Origin of the sequence: Cryobacterium adonitolivorans (assembly GCF_004402695.1) — a bacterium.
Lineage (GTDB): Bacteria > Actinomycetota > Actinomycetes > Actinomycetales > Microbacteriaceae > Cryobacterium > Cryobacterium adonitolivorans.
The window spans coordinates 16,871-32,134 of sequence record NZ_SOFL01000016.1 but is presented as its reverse complement, the minus strand read 5'-3'; the positions used below and the strand labels follow the sequence as shown (position 1 = coordinate 32,134).

Genomic DNA, 15,264 nt, shown 5'->3' with positions numbered 1-15,264 from the left:
CCGCATGCGTTTCCTCCCCGTTCGCGACGACGCCCTCCTGATCGAGCTCGACGACCTGCCGACCACCCTGGCGCTGTTCGACTCGCTCAGCAGCGACCCCATCACCGGCACCGGCGAGCTGATCCCGGGTGCCCGCACCCTGCTGGTGTTCTACAGGCCGAGCGCCGTGACGCCCGAGCAGATCGTGCGGGCCGTGCGCACCCGCGACCTGGACGGCCGCGTCGCCGGGGAGGGCACCCTCATCGAGATCCCGGTGACCTACGACGGCGAAGACCTGGGCGAGGTGGCCGGCCTGCTCGGCCTCAGCGCCGACGAGGTCGTGCGGCTGCACACCGGTCAGGACTACGCGGTGGGTTTCACCGGCTTCGCCCCGGGCTTCGCCTACCTCTCCGGCGGCCACCCGGCCCTGGATGTGCCGCGCCGCAGCTCCCCGCGCACCCGCATCCCCGCCGGCTCCGTGGCCCTCGCCGGTACCTTCAGCGGGGTCTACCCGCGCGAGAGCCCCGGCGGCTGGCAGCTCATCGGCACCACCGAGGCACGGATGTGGAACCTGTCGCGCGAGCGTCCCGCCCTGCTGTTGCCGGGCGACCGGGTGCGGTTCGTGGAGGTTTCCGGCGGCGGCCGGGCCGCCGTGTCGGTCTCCGCCGCCTCCGACTCTGCCGGTGAGTCGTCGAGCGCGCCCGCGGGCACTCCCACGGCCGAGGCCGAGCACGGGCTGGAGATCCTCGACCCTGGCATGCTGACGCTGCTGCAGGACCTCGGCCGGCCCGGCTACGCGAGCATGGGCGTCTCCACCTCCGGCGCCCTCGACCCGGTGTCGCTGCGTGCGGCCAACCGGCTGGTCGGCAACCCCAGCCGGGAAGCCGCCCTCGAACTGACCTTCGGCCGCCTGCGGCTTCGAGCCCGCGGCGAGCAGGTTCTCGCCGTCACCGGGGCCCCGGTGCCGCTGACCATCAGCACTCCGGCGGGGGCCGACGGCGGCAGCGCCCGCACCCGCAGCGTCGCCGTCGGTGGACCGTTCGCCCTCGGCGCTGGCGAGGAACTCGTGCTGGGTCGCCCGACCTCCGGGCTTCGCAGCTACCTCGCCGTTCGGGGCGGATTCGCCCTGGACCCGGTGCTCGGCAGCCTGTCCACCGACGTGCTCGCCGGACTCGGCCCGGCGCCGGTGACCGCCGGAGCCGTGCTGCCGGTCTGCACGCCCGCGAGCGGCATCCGCGCGGTCGCGCTGCCCGGCCCGCCCACGGTCGACGCCGTCGATGCCGTCGACGCCTCGACCGAGGTCGTGCTCGACGTGATCCTCGGCCCGCGCACCGACTGGTTCTCCGCCGACGCCGTCGATGCCCTCACCGGGCAGAGCTGGCTGGTCAGCGCCCGCTCCAACCGGGTGGGACTGCGGCTGGAGGGCGAGCCCCTCACCCGGGTCGTCGGCGCCGAACTGCCCAGCGAGGGCACCGTCTCCGGTGCCATCCAGATCCCGCCGAACGGCCAGCCCGTGCTCTTCCTCGCCGACCACCCCCTCACCGGCGGCTACCCGGTGATCGGCGCGGTCGCCACCCACCACCTGCCGCTCGCCGGCCAACTTCCGCCGGGTGCGCGCATCCGTTTTCGTCCCATCGGCCCGTTCGCCGCGTACTCGCTCGCCGACAACCCAGAGGTAACACCATGAAGAAAGTCCTGATCGCCAACCGGGGCGAGATCGCCGTGCGCATCATCCGCGCCTGCGCCGACCGGGGCCTGGACACCGTCGCGGTTTACGCCGACAGCGACGCCGACGCCATCCACGTGCGGCTGGCCGGCGAGGCCTGGGGCCTCGACGGCGACAGCCCCGCCGCGACATACCTGGATGCCGAGAAGCTCATCACCGTCGCGGTGCGAAGCGGCGCCGACGCCGTGCACCCCGGCTACGGGTTCCTCTCCGAGAGCGCCCCCTTCGCCCGCCGGGTGATCGCGGCCGGGCTCACCTGGATCGGCCCGAGCCCGGAGAGCATCGACCTGCTCGGCGACAAGATCGCCGCCCGCCAGCTCGCCGCCAGCGTCGGCGCACCCCTGGTGGCCGGCACCCCCGATCCGGTCGCCTCAGCGGCGGACGCCGTCGCCTTCGCTGAGACGCACGGCTTACCCATCGTGATCAAGGCGGCCTTCGGCGGCGGCGGCCGCGGCATGCGGGTGGCCCGCAGCCTGGACGAGGTGGCCGAACAGTTCGACGCCGCGGTGCGCGAGGCCGTCACCGCGTTCGGGCGCGGCGAGTGCTTCGTCGAGCAGTTCCTCGACGCACCCCGCCACGTGGAGGTGCAGGTGCTCAGCGACAGCCACGGCAACGTCGTGGTGCTCGGCACCCGGGACTGCTCGCTGCAGCGCCGCAACCAGAAGCTCGTCGAGGAGGCCCCGGCCCCGTTCCTCACCGACGAGCAGCGGAACCGCCTGCACCGCTCGGCGGCGGACATCTGCGCCGCGGCGCACTACCGGGGCGTCGCGACCGTCGAGTACCTCCTCAGCGTGGACGGCACCATCTCGTTCCTCGAGGTGAACACCCGGCTGCAGGTTGAGCACCCGGTCACCGAGGAAACCACCGGCGTCGACATCGTCGCCGAACAGCTGCGCATCGCCGAGGGCCTGCCGCTGTCAGTGCAGGCGACCCCGGCGCCCACTGGCCACTCCCTCGAGTTCCGCATCAATGCCGAGGATGCCGCGCGCGGGTTCCTGCCCACCCCCGGCGTAATCACCCGGTTCGAGCCGCCGACCGGGCCGGGCATCCGGGTCGACTCGGGTGTCGAGACCGGCACGGTCGTCTCCGGCCGGTTCGACTCGATGCTGGCCAAGCTCATCGTCACCGGGCCCACCCGCCAGATCGCGATCCGTCGCGCCCGGCGGGCCCTCGACGAGTTCGTGCTCGAGGGCATCCCCTCGGTGCTGCCGTTCCACCGGGCGGTGCTGCGCGACGACGACTTCGCCGAAGCCGAGGCTCTCAAGGTGCACACCCAGTGGATCGAGACCTCCTTCGCCGAACGGATACCCGCCGAGGCGCTGCAACCAGAACCCGAGGAGCTCGGGATCACCAACAGCTGGATCGAGATCGACGGCCGTCGGCACACCCTGCGGATGCCCGCCGACGCCGGAGCGCTACCAGCCGCATCCGTCCTCACGCGCGCCGGGGCGCCGGTAGCCACCGCGGCTGACGCGGCGACTCCCGCGCCCGCCGGCCTCGTCGCGCCGATGGCCGGAACTCTCATCACCTGGCTGGTCGCGGACGGTACCGAGGTCGCCGAGGGCGACCCCGTCGTGGTGATGGAGGCCATGAAGATGGAGACCACGATCGTGGCGACCGGGTCGGGCACGCTGCAGCGTCACCGCGCGCCCGGCGACATGATCGTGGCGGGGGAGCAGCTGGCAACCCTCGACTGACCCGCTGACGCAAACGGCCCGATCAGCGCTGGGGCCCCGTAACCGCGACGGCGCTGGACGAGCGCGCTGAGCCCGTCCCTAGCGGACGGCGGTCTTGAGAATGGAGGCCGCGGCCGTGCGCCCGGCCGCGAAGGGGTCGGCGAAGGTGCCCATTCCTGCGGTCACCAGTCCGCCTTCGTAGAGCAGCATGAGCATGTCGGCCGTGCGGTCCGCGTCGGCGACGCCGGCGTCCCGGCAGAGCCCCTCGAAGACGTCCCGCATCCACTTCTTCTGGCGAATGGCTTCGACGGCCACCGGATGCGCCGCATCGCCTGTCTCGGCGCGCGCGTTGATGGCGCTGCAGCCCTTGTTGCTGTTGACGACCGCCCAGCGCGCCGAAATGTCGAACACCGCGAGGATGCGGTCCAGGCTGCCGGGCTTTTCCGACGCGAGCTCCTGCTCCAGGTGCTCCCGCCACCGCGCGTCCCGCCCGCGGAGGTAGGCCACGGCCAGCGCCTCCTTCGACCCGAACCGGTCGTAGAGCGTCTTCTTGGTCACCCCGGCCGCCGCGGCGATGGTGTCGACGCCGACGGCGTGGATACCCTCCCGGTAGAAGAGGTCAGACGCCGCGGCAAGCAGCCGCTCGGCCCCTGGAGTGTAGTGCGGGATCACCTCGGGCGAGTTCTGAGCGGTCATGGCATTAACTATACCGCTCTGTATACTCGTTGGAATGAGTACACAGATCGGTATACCCCAACGGTTCCTCCTGGTCGGGGCCTCGGCCGCCTTCGTACTGACGTGGAGTTCCGGCTTCATCATCGCGAAGATCGGCACGGATGCGGCCCCGGCCCTGACCGTGCTGGTCTGGCGGTACCTCGTCGTCGCTGCCCTCCTGCTTCTCGGGATGGTGGCACTCGGCTTCCGAGGTCGTCGGCTCCGGACTCGCCGGTTCGCGTTCCCGGCCTGGCGCGACATCCGACCACACCTCACCATCGGCCTCTTCGCCCAATTCGGCTACATCCTTCCCATCTACCTGGCCGTCGGTGCCGGGGTCTCGGCCGGGACCACGGCCCTCATCGACGCGATCCAGCCCCTCGTCGTGGCGACCCTGGTCGGGCCGCTCCTGGGGCTGCGGGTGCGGGCGGTGCAGTGGCTGGGCCTGACGCTCGGTGCGATCGGGGTGGTCCTGATCGTGGCGGCGGATGCCTCGGCGTCGATGTCGCCGACCCCCGCCTATGTGCTGCCGCTGGTGGCGCTGGCCAGCCTCGTCACGGCGACGTTCCTGGAGCGGCGCACCTCGGCCCGGCTCGGCGTCTTCGCCACCCTGGCCACCCATGCCGCCATCACGCTGGTGGCCGTGACGCTGCTGGCCGCCTTCACCGGGGCGCTGGCCCCGCCGGCCACCCTGAGCTTCTGGCTCTCTACCGCGCTGATCGCCGTGTTTCCCACCCTCATCGCCTACGCGCTCTATTGGTTCCTGCTGCGACGCCTGGGCATCACTGCCCTGAACGCCTTGCTGTACCTGGTGGCCCCGACCACGGCCGTCGCAGGCAGCATCCTCTTCGCCGACCCGTTCACGCTCGCCACCCTCGCGGGGCTCGTGCTCGGTGCGGGCGCAATTGCGCTGGTCATCGCGCCAGGGCGTCAGTCGTCGAGGGGCACCAGCCGGAACGTCGTGGCCTCGACATCCGCGCCGGTCACCGACCCCACGATTGCGCGCCCGTAACGGTCGTACTTGGCGTGGTACGCCGCGTCGATCGCGCCGTGCGCAGCCGAGGGCGCAGCCGCGAACGTGACGTCTTTCTCCACTCCGCCGGCACGGATGCGGCCGGTGCCGCTCGTCGTAGCTCGCACGAACCACGGGTTGGCCCCGCCGTAGGCGGAGCGGATGTAGATGTCGTCGCCGGCGCGCACCACCCAGATGGTGACGTAGGGGCGCAGGGTGCCGTCGGCTCGGGTAGAGGAGACCTGCAGTTCCTCGGCCTTGCCGATGCGGGTCAGCTCGTCAGCGGTCCAATCGCTCATGAGGGAGCTCCGTTCGTGTTGAGGGGAGGGCGTGCGGGCCGCTGTCACTGCGGGAGCGCAGCGACCTGCTGCGCGACGCACTGCTGGCCGACCTGCCCGGCGACTACGACTCGTTCGCCGGAACCATCCGCGCCGCCGCGCAGGGCGCCCCGCCGTTTGGCGGCTGGCTGATCTGGCCGGTCACCAGCGCCCTCGCCCTCAAGGCCATCGACGCGGGCACCGAGGCCGCTTTCGACGACGCCATGCGGATGCTCGCTGCGCTCACCCCGCGGCTCACCTCGGAATTCGCCATTCGGCTGCTGCTCAATCACGATATGGCCCGGGCGATGCCGATCGTGCTCGGCTGGACCGGCTCGACCGACCCGGCTGTGCGCCGGCTGGCCTCCGAGGGCACCCGGCCGTTCCTGCCCTGGGCCATCCGGGTGCCGGCGATCCTGGCCGACCCCACGCTGACCCTGCCGGTGCTGCACGCGCTCTACCGCGACGAGGACGAGGTGGTGCGCCGCTCGGTGGCCAATCACCTCAACGACCTCAGCCGGCAGCAGCCCGACCTGTCGATCGCCACCACCGCCTCCTGGCTGGCCGCACCCGATGCGAACACCGCCTCGCTGGTGCGGCACGCGCTCCGCACCCTGGTCAAGAAGGGCCACCCGCAGGCGTCGGCACAGCTGGGATTCCACCCCGCGGAGGTGCACGTGCTCGGCCCGGTGCTCGACGCCGCTACCGTGGCGTTCGGTGGCACGATCGGCTTCACCGTGGACATCCGCAACGCCGGCGACGCACCGGTCCGGCTCGCCGTGGACGCCCGGGCCGAGTTCACGCTGCTACCCGATACCGCGGGCCTCGGTGACGGCTGAGCCCGGCTCACCTATGCATTCACGTCGAATTGCCTATAGGCTGTAGTTTGTAAACTACGAGATTTAGGAAACCTGATGAAGCGTCCCGGATTGACCGAGGCCCGGCTGGTCCAGGCGGCCGCCGAATTGGCCGACGAAAGCGGGCTACCAGCGGTGACGCTCTCCGCCCTCGCCCGCCGCTTCGACGTGCGCCCGGCGAGCATCTACTCGCACCTCGGGGGGCTCGACGACCTGCTCGACCTCACCGCAGCGTTCGCGCTACAGGAACTCGCCAATGCCCTGGCCGAGGCGCTGCCCGGCAAGGCCGGCCGCGGCGCCCTGTTCGCGTTCGCGGATGCCCACCGCGACTACGCCACCGCCCACCCCGGCCGCTGGCAGGCGGCGCAGCGCCGCGTCTCGCCGGAGGCCGCCGCCAGAAGCGCGGGCGGGGTCATCGCCCGATCGGCGCGGGCCATCATGAGCGGCTACGGCCTGACCCCCGACGACGAGGTCCACGCGGTGCGGCTGCTCGGCAGCGCCATCAACGGCTTCGTCGCGCTCGAAGCCGGCGGCGGGTTCGACCATTCGGTTCCCCCGGCGACCGTGAGCTGGACCCGGGTCCTCGACGCCATCGACACCTCACTGCGCAACTGGCCCACTGCCGACGCGCGGCACCCCGACCGCTCAACCGATTGAGATTTCGCATGCTCCCCCTCAGCACCACCACCATCAGGGCCGCCTTCGTGAACGCCTCCCGCAAGGTCGTGTCCGACATCACCCTGCCGTCCGGCTTCGCCGAGCTCGACTGGGCTGAGATGGACTACCTCGGCTGGATCGACCCCAAAATGAAGCGCCGTTCCTACGTCGTCGTCCCCGTCGACGGCGAGCCGGTCGGCATCGTCCTCCGGCAGGCGGATGCATCCCCGCGCCGCCGCGCCCAGTGCTCGTGGTGCCGCGATGTGAAGCTACCCAACGACGTGGTGCTGTACAGCGCCCAGCGAGCCGGTGCGGCGGGCCGCAACGGCAACACCATCGGCACCTGGATCTGTGCGGAGTTCCAGTGCTCGGTCAATGTGCGGAAGCTCCCCTCCGTCGCGTACGTCGGATTCGATGTCGGTGCCGCTCGTCGGGACCGGATCGACATGCTGCGGGAGAGGTCCGCGGGCTTCATCGTGGAGGTCCTCGCCGCCGGCTGAAAAGTGTCCTGTCGGGCTGTCGATCTCGGCCGCGGCCTGCGTCATGGTTCCGAGTGGCGGTACCGGCCGCCCCGGACAAAGAACACCATGACGATCAATTGGCTTGCGATCCTGCTCGCCATGGACCGCCATCGTGAACGCGTATGCCCAGCTGGCCGCAATGATGTCGTCGCCGGTGGTGGCGCTCAATCCCGGTGGTGGCGCCCAATCACGCCGTCGCCGTGGCCATGGCCGACGGCCCCCTGGCCGGGCTGGCCCGGCTTGACGGCATTGACGGGCTCGGCGAGTACCACCTGCACTGGGCGGCGCGGGCCGAGCTGCTCGAGCGGGCGGGATGCCCGGCCGACGCTCGCACCGCGATCCGCCGGGCGCGGGCACTGGGCGCGCCACCTCGCCGAGCAGGGCCACCTCGACCGGTGGATCGCGGCGCTTGTCGGCCCCGATCAGGCCGGTCAGGGCATCAGCTGAACGACGACTCGACGAGCGTTCGCAAACCGGCGAGCCCACCAGTGCGAAACGCCCGCCGCTGCTGCTGGGAGCCCGTTCCCGTGCGCCACACCTGCTCGATCAGCTCGGCCACGCGGGGCCGGTCGCCGGCGTCCTCCAACGCGTCGACGACGGAGCGCAGCAGGCCGTCAATGACCACCCGGGCCGGCGCCAGCTCACGGGTGGTGGGATCGAGGAGCCGGCCCCGGATGCCGTCGCGGGAGGCATGCCACAGCGCGGCATCGAGCAGTTCGGGCTCCACCGCGGGCGGCGGCGCACCGCGCTCGCCCGCGGCCGCGCCGGTCATGACGAGGGCGCGGGCCAACGCCGCCAGCAATATCGTGGGCGCCAGATCGAGTTGGGCGTCGGCCACCCGCACCTCGACCGTGGGATACCTCTCGGACAGCCGCGCATGCCAGGCCACGGTGGCGGTATCCACCGTGGCTCCCACGCCGACCAGACGACGGATGCGCCGGTCGTAGTCGTCCGCGTCGGCGAACGTCGGCGGGCAACCGGCGGTTGCCCAGCGGCGCATGATCACCGCCCGCCAGGAGTCGAAGCCGACGTCCCGGCCACGCCAGAACGGCGAATTGCCGGTCAGCGCCAGCAACGTGGGTAGCCACACCCGCAGGCGATTGAGGGCGTGCACCCCGGCCGTCCGGCTGGGCACACCGACGTGCACGTGCGTGGCGCAGATCTGATGGTCGCGCACGACTCCGCGCACCCCGGAGCCGATCCGGTGGTACCGGGCCGCGTCGGTGAGGGTCGGCGCCGCCGGGGCGTCGAAAGGGGTGCCGGTTCCGATCGCCAGTGCTCCACGGGCCCGGGCGGCCGCGGCCAATTCGCCTCGAAAACCGGCCAGGTCGGCCTCGGCCTCGGCCAATTCGGTGAACACCGCCGAGGCCCGTTCCAGTTGGGAGGCGAGGAACTCGTGGGTGACGAGTCCGCGCGAGCGAGCCAGGGGGGACAGGTCGCCCAGGATGGTGTCGGCCAGGCTGACCGGCCGCAGGGTGCGGGGGTCGACGAGGAAGTACTCTTCCTCGATGCCAAACGTCACCATGTGCAGCCTTCGGTAGCCGGAGCGGCGGACTCGAACAGGAGCATCCTGTCACCGCGGGCCGTGTCAGGGAACACCCCAGCGAGGGTTCTACGCGGCGATCGCCGGGGGCCGGTAGAAGTCGGTCAGCGCCGCGGTGAACGCCTGCGGCTGTTCCACCCACGGGTAATGTCCCGCGTCGGCGATGGTCACGGCGCGGCCGTTCGCGAACAGGTCCGCGATGGCCAGCACCGGGGCGAGCCCGGTGAGGCCGTCCTCGGCGCCCGCCACCACCAGCACGGGGCAGTGCACCTGCGTCAGGCCGTCCACGATGCCGGCCGGGTCCGCCCCGGCGAAGAACAGGTCCTGTGCTGCGGGATGCCAGGCGCCGGTCGCCTCGTGCTCCCGGGCCTGGGCCGTCCACCGCGCCCAGGCGATCGGGGCGAGGTAGGGGAACAGCCGGTTGAGGTCGGAGGCGGTCTTCGCCGCCGTCGCCGCGATCCGGTGTGCGAGGTAGTCGGCGTACCAGGGCTCGGCGCGGTGCGCGGTGATGATGCCCGAGCTGTCGTCCGGAGTGTTTACGAGCCACTGGGCCGGCGGGGTGAGCAGGCACAGGCTTGCCAAGTGTTGAGGGTAGCGGGCGGCATAGGCCAGCGCCACGCGAGTGCCGGCCGAGTGGCCGAGCAGCTCGATCTCGGCCAGTCCCAGGTGCCGCCGGAGCGCCTCGACGTCGTCGGCCAGGGCGGGCCAGGATGCGGCGGCCGCGGTCGGCGACGGCGATGACTCTCCAACGCCGCGCTGGTGCAGCACCACGAGGGTGCGGAGGCGCGTGAGCCCGGCCAGATCGCCCAGGTATTCCGGATGCCGGGCCGGTCCGCCGGCCAGCACGACCAGCGGCGGGCGTTCACGCGCGCCCGCCACGGTCACAACGCCGTAGTACAGAGTGGTCTCATCGTGCGAAGCGAAGGTGGGCATGACCCCACCGTATCGACCCACCGTATCGACCCACCGTATCGAGCCGGCCTCGCGGAGGGCCGGACTAGAGCTTGAAGGAGAAGCCGAGGTCGTCGGGGTACTCACCGAGCGCGGTGAGCTGCGTTGCAGCGCGCTGCAACGCAGCGAGGGCCAGGCCGAGGGTGCCGGGGCCGAAGCTGACCCGGGAGACGCCCAGTTCGGCCAGGCGCGCCAGCGGCACGGCGCCGGGGTTCCCGATCACGGAGATGCGGCCGTTCACCTCGTCGAGGGCGCGCTTCACCTTGTCTTCGTCGCCGAGGCCGAGGAAGAAGATCACGTCGGCGCCGGCATCGAGATAGGCGTTGGCGCGCTCGACGGCCTCGGCCCATTCCCCGCCGCCCGCGAGGGTGTCGACTCGGGCGTTGATCACCAGCGGCACCCCGGCCGCCTCGGCGCCCTCGCGCGCCGCGGCCACACGGGCGGCCGCGGTAGGGATGTCGAACTGCGGCGCCTTCGTTGTGCCAACGGAGTCTTCGAGGTTGATGCCGGCTGCCCCGGCCTCCTCGATCAGGCGGCGCACATTCCGGGCCACGCCCGCGGCATCCGCGGCATACCCCTTCTCGAAGTCGATCGAGACCGGCAGGTCGGTCGCTCCGGTGATGATGCGGGCGGCGATGATGGCCTCGTCGACGGTGAGGCCCTCGCCGTCCTGCAGGCCGCGCACGTTGGAGACCGAGTGCGACGCACTCGCCAGGGCTTTCACGCCCGGGGTCTCGGAGACGATCTTCGCGGTGATCGCGTCCCACACATTCGTGACGATGAGCGGCGTTCCGGGCACGTGCAGGGCGTTGAGGAGTTCGGCCTTGTGGATGAGTGAGCTAGTCATAGATCCAGTGTGCCCGGTGGACCTGGACTATGGCCGGTGGGTTTCAGACAATGTCGCCCCAATTCTGGGCGCGGCGGCCCTGTAGGCCGAAACGCTGGGTTCGCCGGGCAACCGGTATCGCCCGGAAAGAGGCCGCCGTCGCCGCCGGGCCGTCGTCGGCCCGGGTGGCGGCAAGGCTCGGAGTCACGCAGGCGGGTCCGCGGGCGAGTTCCCAGAAGAACTCCCCGCGTCGCCGGGGCGAAACCACGCAGGCTCATCGCGCCACCGTACCGGCGCGGCTCCGGACCGTCGGAGTGTCCCTTGTCAAGCGTGTATCCACGTCGTCGCTTTGGTCCTAGCCTGTGGTGTTCACGAGGGAGACGTTCATGCAGGCACATACCGTTACCGTCGGCGGGCGCCTGTTTCGATTGAGCACCTCGAGCGACGTGACCTCCCTTTCGGCGGCCCTCACGGCCGCCGTCCGGCGGGGTGGGGCCATGGTCAGCCTGCCCGTTGTCGGCGAGGTCGGCGTTGAGGTACTCGTGTCACCGGGCGTCAGCGTGGTGCTGGAGACCTACGAAGTGGATCCGCGCGCGGAATTCGACCCGGCGGTGCCGGTGCCGTGGTTCGCCACCGACGACATCGACTTTTAATCTGATGTGCGCCGCGCCACGGGGCGTCGCGCTTGCTCGCCACCAGCGGGGGGACGCTAGGGTTTCGGTAGTGACACGGGGTGCCCTGCCGGATGGCTGGGGCTGAGAAAACACCCGTTGAACCTGATCTAGTTCGTACTAGCGAAGGGATGTCCCGGATGACCGTCCGTCTGACACCAGAGAATGCTGCCCACCTGCTTGAACGTCTGCGCGAGAGTCAACCTCTCGTGCAATGCCTCACGAACGCGGTGGTGACCAACTTCACCGCCAACGTCCTGCTGGCCCTCGGCGCCGCGCCCGCCATGGTGGACGTGCCCACCGAGGCCGGGCCGTTCGCCGGGATAGCCTCCGGGGTGCTGGTGAACGTGGGCACCCCGCATGCCGAGCAGCGCAACGCGATGCTCGAGGCCGCGGCGGCCGCGCACGCCGCCGGCACCCCGTGGGTGCTCGACCCCGTCGCGGTCGGCGTGCTGCCGGTGCGCACCGGGCTGGCCCGCGAGCTGCTGCACTTCCGGCCCACGGCCATCCGCGGCAACCCGTCGGAGATCATCGCACTGGCCCAGTTGGGCACCGGCGGCCGTGGTGTGGACGCCACCGACTCGCCGGAGAGTGCAGCCGACGCCGCGGCCCTGCTCGCCCGCAGCACCGGGGCGAGCGTGGCCGTCTCCGGCGTGGTCGACCTCATCACCGACGGTTCGCACACAATCCGGGTGGCCAACGGGCATGCGCTGCTCACCCGGGTCACCGGCGGCGGATGCGCGCTCGGCGCGGTGACCGCCGCCGTGCTCTCGCTCGTCGACCCCGACGATCCCGGCGCCATCCTCGCCGCGACCGCCGCCGCGACACTGGTGTACACCGTCGCCGCCGAGCTCGCCGCCGCCGACGCGGCCGGGCCGGGCAGTTTCGCGGTGCACTTCCTCGATCGGCTGCACTCCCTGGACGCCGCGACCGTGGCCGACCAAGCGCGCTTGGCGTGAGCAATCTCGCGCTCTACCTCGTCACCGACACCGCACTGTGTGGTGCCCGCGGCGTGCTGGCGACCGTGATCGACGCCGTGGTCGGCGGCATCACCACGGTGCAGGTGCGCGACAAGACCGGTTCGGACGACGCCGTGCTGCGCCTATTGCTGCAGGTGGCCGGCGCGGTCGGGGACCGCACCACGGTGGTCGTCAACGACAGGGTCGACGTCTACCTTCGGGCGCTGGCCGAGGGCGCCGCCGTGCACGGCCTGCACGTGGGCCAGGGCGACGAAGCCGTGGCCCGGGTGCGCGACAGGGTCGGCCCCGACGCGATCGTGGGAATCACCGCGAACACTCCGGCCGAGTTCGCCCGGGTCTTCGAGCTGCCCGCCGGCACCGTCGACTACCTGGGTGTTGGCGTGATCCGGGCCACCGTTACCAAACCCGACCACCCGCCCGTGCTCGGGGTGCCCGGCTTCGCAAAGCTGGCCAGCACGAGCGTGTTGCCCTGCGTGGCCATCGGCGGTGTCGGCCTCGCGGACGTCTGGCCGTTGCGCCAGGCCGGGGCCGCCGGGGTGGCCGTGGTGTCGACGATCTGCGCCGCGCCGGATGCCCGCGCCGCTGCCCGTGCCCTGCACCGGGAGTGGACCCGATGACCGGGCCGCGGGACATCCCACGGGTGCTCAGCATCGCCGGCACCGACCCCACCGGGGGCGCCGGGATTCAGGCCGACCTCAAGAGCATCGCCGCGACCGGCGGCTACGGCATGGCCGTGGTCACCGCGCTCGTCGCCCAGAACACCCGCGGGGTGCGCTCGGTGCACATCCCGCCGGTGTCCTTCCTGTTGGAGCAGCTCGACGCGGTCAGCGACGACGTCTCCATCGATGCGGTGAAGATCGGGATGCTCGGCCAGGCCGACCTCATCGAGGCCGTGGCCGCGTGGCTGGCGCGGGTGGCGCCGCCGGTCATCGTGCTCGACCCGGTGATGATCGCCACCAGCGGCGACCGGCTGCTCGACGCATCCGCCGAGGCGGCGCTGCGCGCCCTGGTGCCTCTGGTGCACCTGGTCACCCCGAACCTGCCCGAGCTGGCCGTGCTCGTGAACGAAGCCGAGGCCGCCGACTGGGCGCACGCCCTCGACCAGGGCGAGCGGCTCTCCCGTGCCACCGGCACCCTGGTGCTGGTGAAGGGCGGCCATCTGGCCGGTCCGGCCTGCCCGGATGCCCTCGTCGACGCGGCCGGCACCGTGCCGGGGCAGGCCCGCATCGTGCAGGTCTCCGCACCGCGCATCCACACCGCAAACACCCACGGCACCGGCTGTTCGATGTCGTCTGCCCTGGCCACCCTGGCGGCCCGGCACGGGGACTGGCCGCGCGCGCTGACCGAGACGAAGGCCTGGCTCAGCGACAGCCTGGCCTTCGCCGACCAGCTCGAGGTGGGCGGCGGACACGGCCCGATCAACCACTTCCACTGGCTCTGGGCGGCGGCGGGAACGCATCCGGCCGCACCACCGGGAGCACCGCCGGCCTCACCACCTGGAGTGCTCAGCCCATCTGCTTCTGCCGGGCCTTGACGGGCAGCAGCAACAGCAGGCCGACGACGAGCACCAGCACGATGCCCAGGATGCCCCAGTAGGTTTCGCCGAAGATCGTCACCGTGAGCGCGAACGCGGTGGGGGCCAGGAAGCTGGCGGCGCGACCGGTGGTGGCGTACAGGCCGAATACCTCGCCCTCGCGGCCGGCCGGGATGATCCTGGCCAGGAAGGTGCGGCTGGCCGACTGGGCTGGGCCGACGAACAGGCACAGGGCCAGGCCCGCGGTCCAGAAGACGATCTGGCCGCCGTCGTGCAGCAGGAACACCAGGCTGCCGCTGACAATGAGGCCCACCAGGGCGGTGACGATGACGGGCTTGGCGCCAAGCCTGTCGTCGAGCACGCCCACGCTGATGGTGGCGACGCCGGCCACCACGTTCGCGGCGATTGCGAAGATGATCACCTCGCCGGGGGAGAAGCCGAACGCCGAGGCCGCGAGAACCCCGCCGAAGGTGAAAACGCCGGCCAGGCCGTCGCGGAAGATGGCGCTCGCGAAGAGGAAGTAGACCACCTGGCGGTTGGTTTTCCAGAGTTTGGCCACGTCGCGGCCGAGCACCACGTAGGACTGGAAGAAGCCCACCCTGGCGCGCTTCGCGGCATCCGGCGCCCGGTATTCGGGCACCCGCAGCAGCAGCGGCAGCGCGAACAGGCCGAACCACGCGGCCGCGATGAGCATGGTCACCCGCACCGCCAGCCCGTTTTCGCTGGTGACGCCGAACAGGCCCACCTCGGGGCTGATGAAGCCGAAATACACGATCAGCAGCAGCACAATGCCGCCGATGTAGCCCATACCCCAGCCGAAGCCGCTCACCTTGCCGATGGTGCGCGGCGTCGACACCTGGGCGAGCATGGCGTTGTAGCTGACCCCGGCGAGTTCGAAGAACACGTTGCCGGCGGCCAGCAGCACCAGGCCGAGCAGCAGGTACTCGGGGGTGGGCAGCACGAAGTACATACCGGCGGTCAGGCCCACCACGATGAAGGTGTTTACGCCGAGCCAGAACTTGCGCCGGCCGGACGAGTCCGAGCGGGCGCCGGTGACCGGGGCGAGCACGGCGATCAGGAACCCGGCGATCGCGAGCGCCCAGCCCAGTTGCGCGGCGACGTCGCCTTCGTCGCCGAACGACGAGCCGGTCAGGTAGACGGAGAAGACGAACGTGGTGACCACGGCGTTGAACGCGGCCGAGCCCCAGTCCCACAGGCTCCAGGCGACGACCGAGGCGCGAGCGGGGGTGTGGGCCGCTGGGGCGTGGGCGGCGCCGTTGCCGTCGAGTGTCTCGGTCAT

16 protein-coding genes and 1 riboswitch are annotated in these 15,264 nt (G+C 71.5%); of the genes, 10 read left to right on the top strand and 6 right to left on the bottom strand.

Annotated features, from left to right (window positions below; all coding sequences use genetic code 11):
- Window positions 1-4 precede the first annotated feature (4 nt).
- Window positions 5-1,666 carry a 5-oxoprolinase subunit B/C family protein gene (locus tag E3O42_RS05650; RefSeq protein ID WP_134453006.1) on the top strand — a complete coding sequence of 554 codons (1,662 nt, stop codon included), beginning with the start codon at window positions 5-7 and terminating at the stop codon, window positions 1,664-1,666.
- Window positions 1,663-3,402 (top strand): acetyl/propionyl/methylcrotonyl-CoA carboxylase subunit alpha, encoded by a 1,740-nt coding sequence (locus tag E3O42_RS05645; RefSeq protein WP_134453005.1) that lies wholly within the window; start codon window positions 1,663-1,665, stop codon window positions 3,400-3,402. The genes E3O42_RS05650 and E3O42_RS05645 overlap by 4 nt, the downstream gene beginning before the upstream one ends.
- A 78-nt stretch (window positions 3,403-3,480) precedes the next feature.
- Here the strand turns inward: E3O42_RS05645 and E3O42_RS05640 are convergent, their stop codons facing one another.
- Window positions 3,481-4,077, bottom strand: a complete 597-nt coding sequence (locus tag E3O42_RS05640) for a TetR/AcrR family transcriptional regulator (RefSeq protein WP_134453004.1) — start codon at window positions 4,075-4,077, stop codon at window positions 3,481-3,483.
- A 34-nt stretch (window positions 4,078-4,111) separates the two neighbouring features.
- Here E3O42_RS05640 and E3O42_RS05635 point away from each other — a divergent pair, with 34 nt between their 5' ends.
- Window positions 4,112-5,107, top strand: a complete 996-nt coding sequence (locus E3O42_RS05635) for a DMT family transporter (RefSeq protein ID WP_134453003.1) — start codon at window positions 4,112-4,114, stop codon at window positions 5,105-5,107.
- Here the strand turns inward: E3O42_RS05635 and E3O42_RS05630 are convergent.
- Complete coding sequence (locus E3O42_RS05630; protein WP_134453002.1) at window positions 5,026-5,406, bottom strand: DUF2255 family protein; 381 nt, start codon at window positions 5,404-5,406, stop codon at window positions 5,026-5,028. The genes E3O42_RS05635 and E3O42_RS05630 overlap by 82 nt on opposite strands.
- 248 nt (window positions 5,407-5,654) lie before the next feature.
- Between E3O42_RS05630 and E3O42_RS05625 the strand changes: the two genes are divergently transcribed.
- The 3 genes from E3O42_RS05625 (at window position 5,655) to E3O42_RS05615 (ending at window position 7,438) form a co-directional block, all read left to right on the top strand.
- A complete protein-coding gene (locus E3O42_RS05625; protein WP_134453001.1) occupies window positions 5,655-6,263 on the top strand; it encodes a hypothetical protein in 609 nt (202 codons plus the stop codon).
- Between the two features lie 75 nt (window positions 6,264-6,338).
- Window positions 6,339-6,938 carry a TetR/AcrR family transcriptional regulator gene (locus E3O42_RS05620; protein ID WP_134453000.1) on the top strand — a complete coding sequence of 200 codons (600 nt, stop codon included), beginning with the start codon at window positions 6,339-6,341 and terminating at the stop codon, window positions 6,936-6,938.
- A gap of 8 nt (window positions 6,939-6,946) precedes the next feature.
- A complete protein-coding gene (locus tag E3O42_RS05615; protein ID WP_134452999.1) occupies window positions 6,947-7,438 on the top strand; it encodes an FBP domain-containing protein in 492 nt (163 codons plus the stop codon).
- Window positions 7,439-7,898: 460 nt separating this feature from the next.
- On the opposite strand, the gene E3O42_RS05610 is transcribed toward E3O42_RS05615, so the two are convergent.
- The 3 genes from E3O42_RS05610 to E3O42_RS05600 form a co-directional block, all read right to left on the bottom strand.
- Complete coding sequence (locus E3O42_RS05610) at window positions 7,899-8,984, bottom strand: carboxylate-amine ligase (RefSeq protein ID WP_134452998.1); 1,086 nt, start codon at window positions 8,982-8,984, stop codon at window positions 7,899-7,901.
- An 87-nt stretch (window positions 8,985-9,071) separates the two neighbouring features.
- The gene (locus E3O42_RS05605) at window positions 9,072-9,935 is read right to left on the bottom strand and encodes an alpha/beta fold hydrolase (RefSeq protein ID WP_134452997.1); all 864 of its coding nucleotides are present in this window, start codon (window positions 9,933-9,935) and stop codon (window positions 9,072-9,074) included.
- Window positions 9,936-9,999: 64 nt separating this feature from the next.
- Window positions 10,000-10,800, bottom strand: a complete 801-nt coding sequence (locus E3O42_RS05600; RefSeq protein WP_134452996.1) for an isocitrate lyase/PEP mutase family protein — start codon at window positions 10,798-10,800, stop codon at window positions 10,000-10,002.
- Window positions 10,801-11,165: 365 nt separating this feature from the next.
- Between E3O42_RS05600 and E3O42_RS05595 the strand changes: the two genes are divergently transcribed.
- From E3O42_RS05595 to thiD, 4 genes are all read left to right on the top strand, one after another.
- Window positions 11,166-11,432, top strand: coding sequence for a hypothetical protein (locus tag E3O42_RS05595; RefSeq protein WP_134452995.1), 267 nt, complete (start codon window positions 11,166-11,168; stop codon window positions 11,430-11,432).
- Window positions 11,433-11,498: 66 nt separating this feature from the next.
- A riboswitch (TPP riboswitch) is annotated at window positions 11,499-11,599 on the top strand.
- Window positions 11,591-12,409 (top strand): hydroxyethylthiazole kinase, encoded by an 819-nt coding sequence (gene thiM, locus E3O42_RS05590; protein WP_134452994.1) that lies wholly within the window; start codon window positions 11,591-11,593, stop codon window positions 12,407-12,409. (Overlaps the previous riboswitch by 9 nt.)
- The gene (gene thiE / locus E3O42_RS05585) at window positions 12,406-13,047 is read left to right on the top strand and encodes a thiamine phosphate synthase (RefSeq protein ID WP_134452993.1); all 642 of its coding nucleotides are present in this window, start codon (window positions 12,406-12,408) and stop codon (window positions 13,045-13,047) included. Before thiM ends, thiE begins: the two co-directional genes overlap by 4 nt.
- Complete coding sequence (gene thiD, locus E3O42_RS05580) at window positions 13,044-13,964, top strand: bifunctional hydroxymethylpyrimidine kinase/phosphomethylpyrimidine kinase (RefSeq protein WP_134452992.1); 921 nt, start codon at window positions 13,044-13,046, stop codon at window positions 13,962-13,964. The genes thiE and thiD overlap by 4 nt, the downstream gene beginning before the upstream one ends.
- Here the strand turns inward: thiD and E3O42_RS05575 are convergent.
- Window positions 13,936-15,264, bottom strand: coding sequence for an MFS transporter (locus E3O42_RS05575; RefSeq protein WP_134452991.1), 1,329 nt, complete (start codon window positions 15,262-15,264; stop codon window positions 13,936-13,938). The genes thiD and E3O42_RS05575 overlap by 29 nt on opposite strands.

Bases quoted from the DNA above. Each gene is read 5' to 3' on its own strand.
- E3O42_RS05620 (WP_134453000.1), top strand. From the start codon at position 6,339: ATGAAGCGTCCCGGATTGACCGAGGCCCGGCTGGTCCAGGCGGCCGCC.
- thiM (WP_134452994.1), top strand. From the start codon at position 11,591: ATGACCGTCCGTCTGACACCAGAGAATGCTGCCCACCTGCTTGAACGT.
- E3O42_RS05605 (WP_134452997.1), bottom strand. From the start codon at position 9,935: ATGCCCACCTTCGCTTCGCACGATGAGACCACTCTGTACTACGGCGTT.
- E3O42_RS05575 (WP_134452991.1), bottom strand. From the start codon at position 15,264: ATGACCGAGACACTCGACGGCAACGGCGCCGCCCACGCCCCAGCGGCC.
- thiD (WP_134452992.1), top strand. From the start codon at position 13,044: ATGACCGGGCCGCGGGACATCCCACGGGTGCTCAGCATCGCCGGCACC.
- E3O42_RS05600 (WP_134452996.1), bottom strand. From the start codon at position 10,800: ATGACTAGCTCACTCATCCACAAGGCCGAACTCCTCAACGCCCTGCAC.
- E3O42_RS05625 (WP_134453001.1), top strand. From the start codon at position 5,655: ATGCTCGCTGCGCTCACCCCGCGGCTCACCTCGGAATTCGCCATTCGG.
- E3O42_RS05650 (WP_134453006.1), top strand. From the start codon at position 5: ATGCGTTTCCTCCCCGTTCGCGACGACGCCCTCCTGATCGAGCTCGAC.
- E3O42_RS05595 (WP_134452995.1), top strand. From the start codon at position 11,166: ATGCAGGCACATACCGTTACCGTCGGCGGGCGCCTGTTTCGATTGAGC.
- E3O42_RS05640 (WP_134453004.1), bottom strand. From the start codon at position 4,077: ATGACCGCTCAGAACTCGCCCGAGGTGATCCCGCACTACACTCCAGGG.
- E3O42_RS05615 (WP_134452999.1), top strand. From the start codon at position 6,947: ATGCTCCCCCTCAGCACCACCACCATCAGGGCCGCCTTCGTGAACGCC.
- E3O42_RS05610 (WP_134452998.1), bottom strand. From the start codon at position 8,984: ATGGTGACGTTTGGCATCGAGGAAGAGTACTTCCTCGTCGACCCCCGC.
- E3O42_RS05635 (WP_134453003.1), top strand. From the start codon at position 4,112: ATGAGTACACAGATCGGTATACCCCAACGGTTCCTCCTGGTCGGGGCC.
- E3O42_RS05645 (WP_134453005.1), top strand. From the start codon at position 1,663: ATGAAGAAAGTCCTGATCGCCAACCGGGGCGAGATCGCCGTGCGCATC.
- E3O42_RS05630 (WP_134453002.1), bottom strand. From the start codon at position 5,406: ATGAGCGATTGGACCGCTGACGAGCTGACCCGCATCGGCAAGGCCGAG.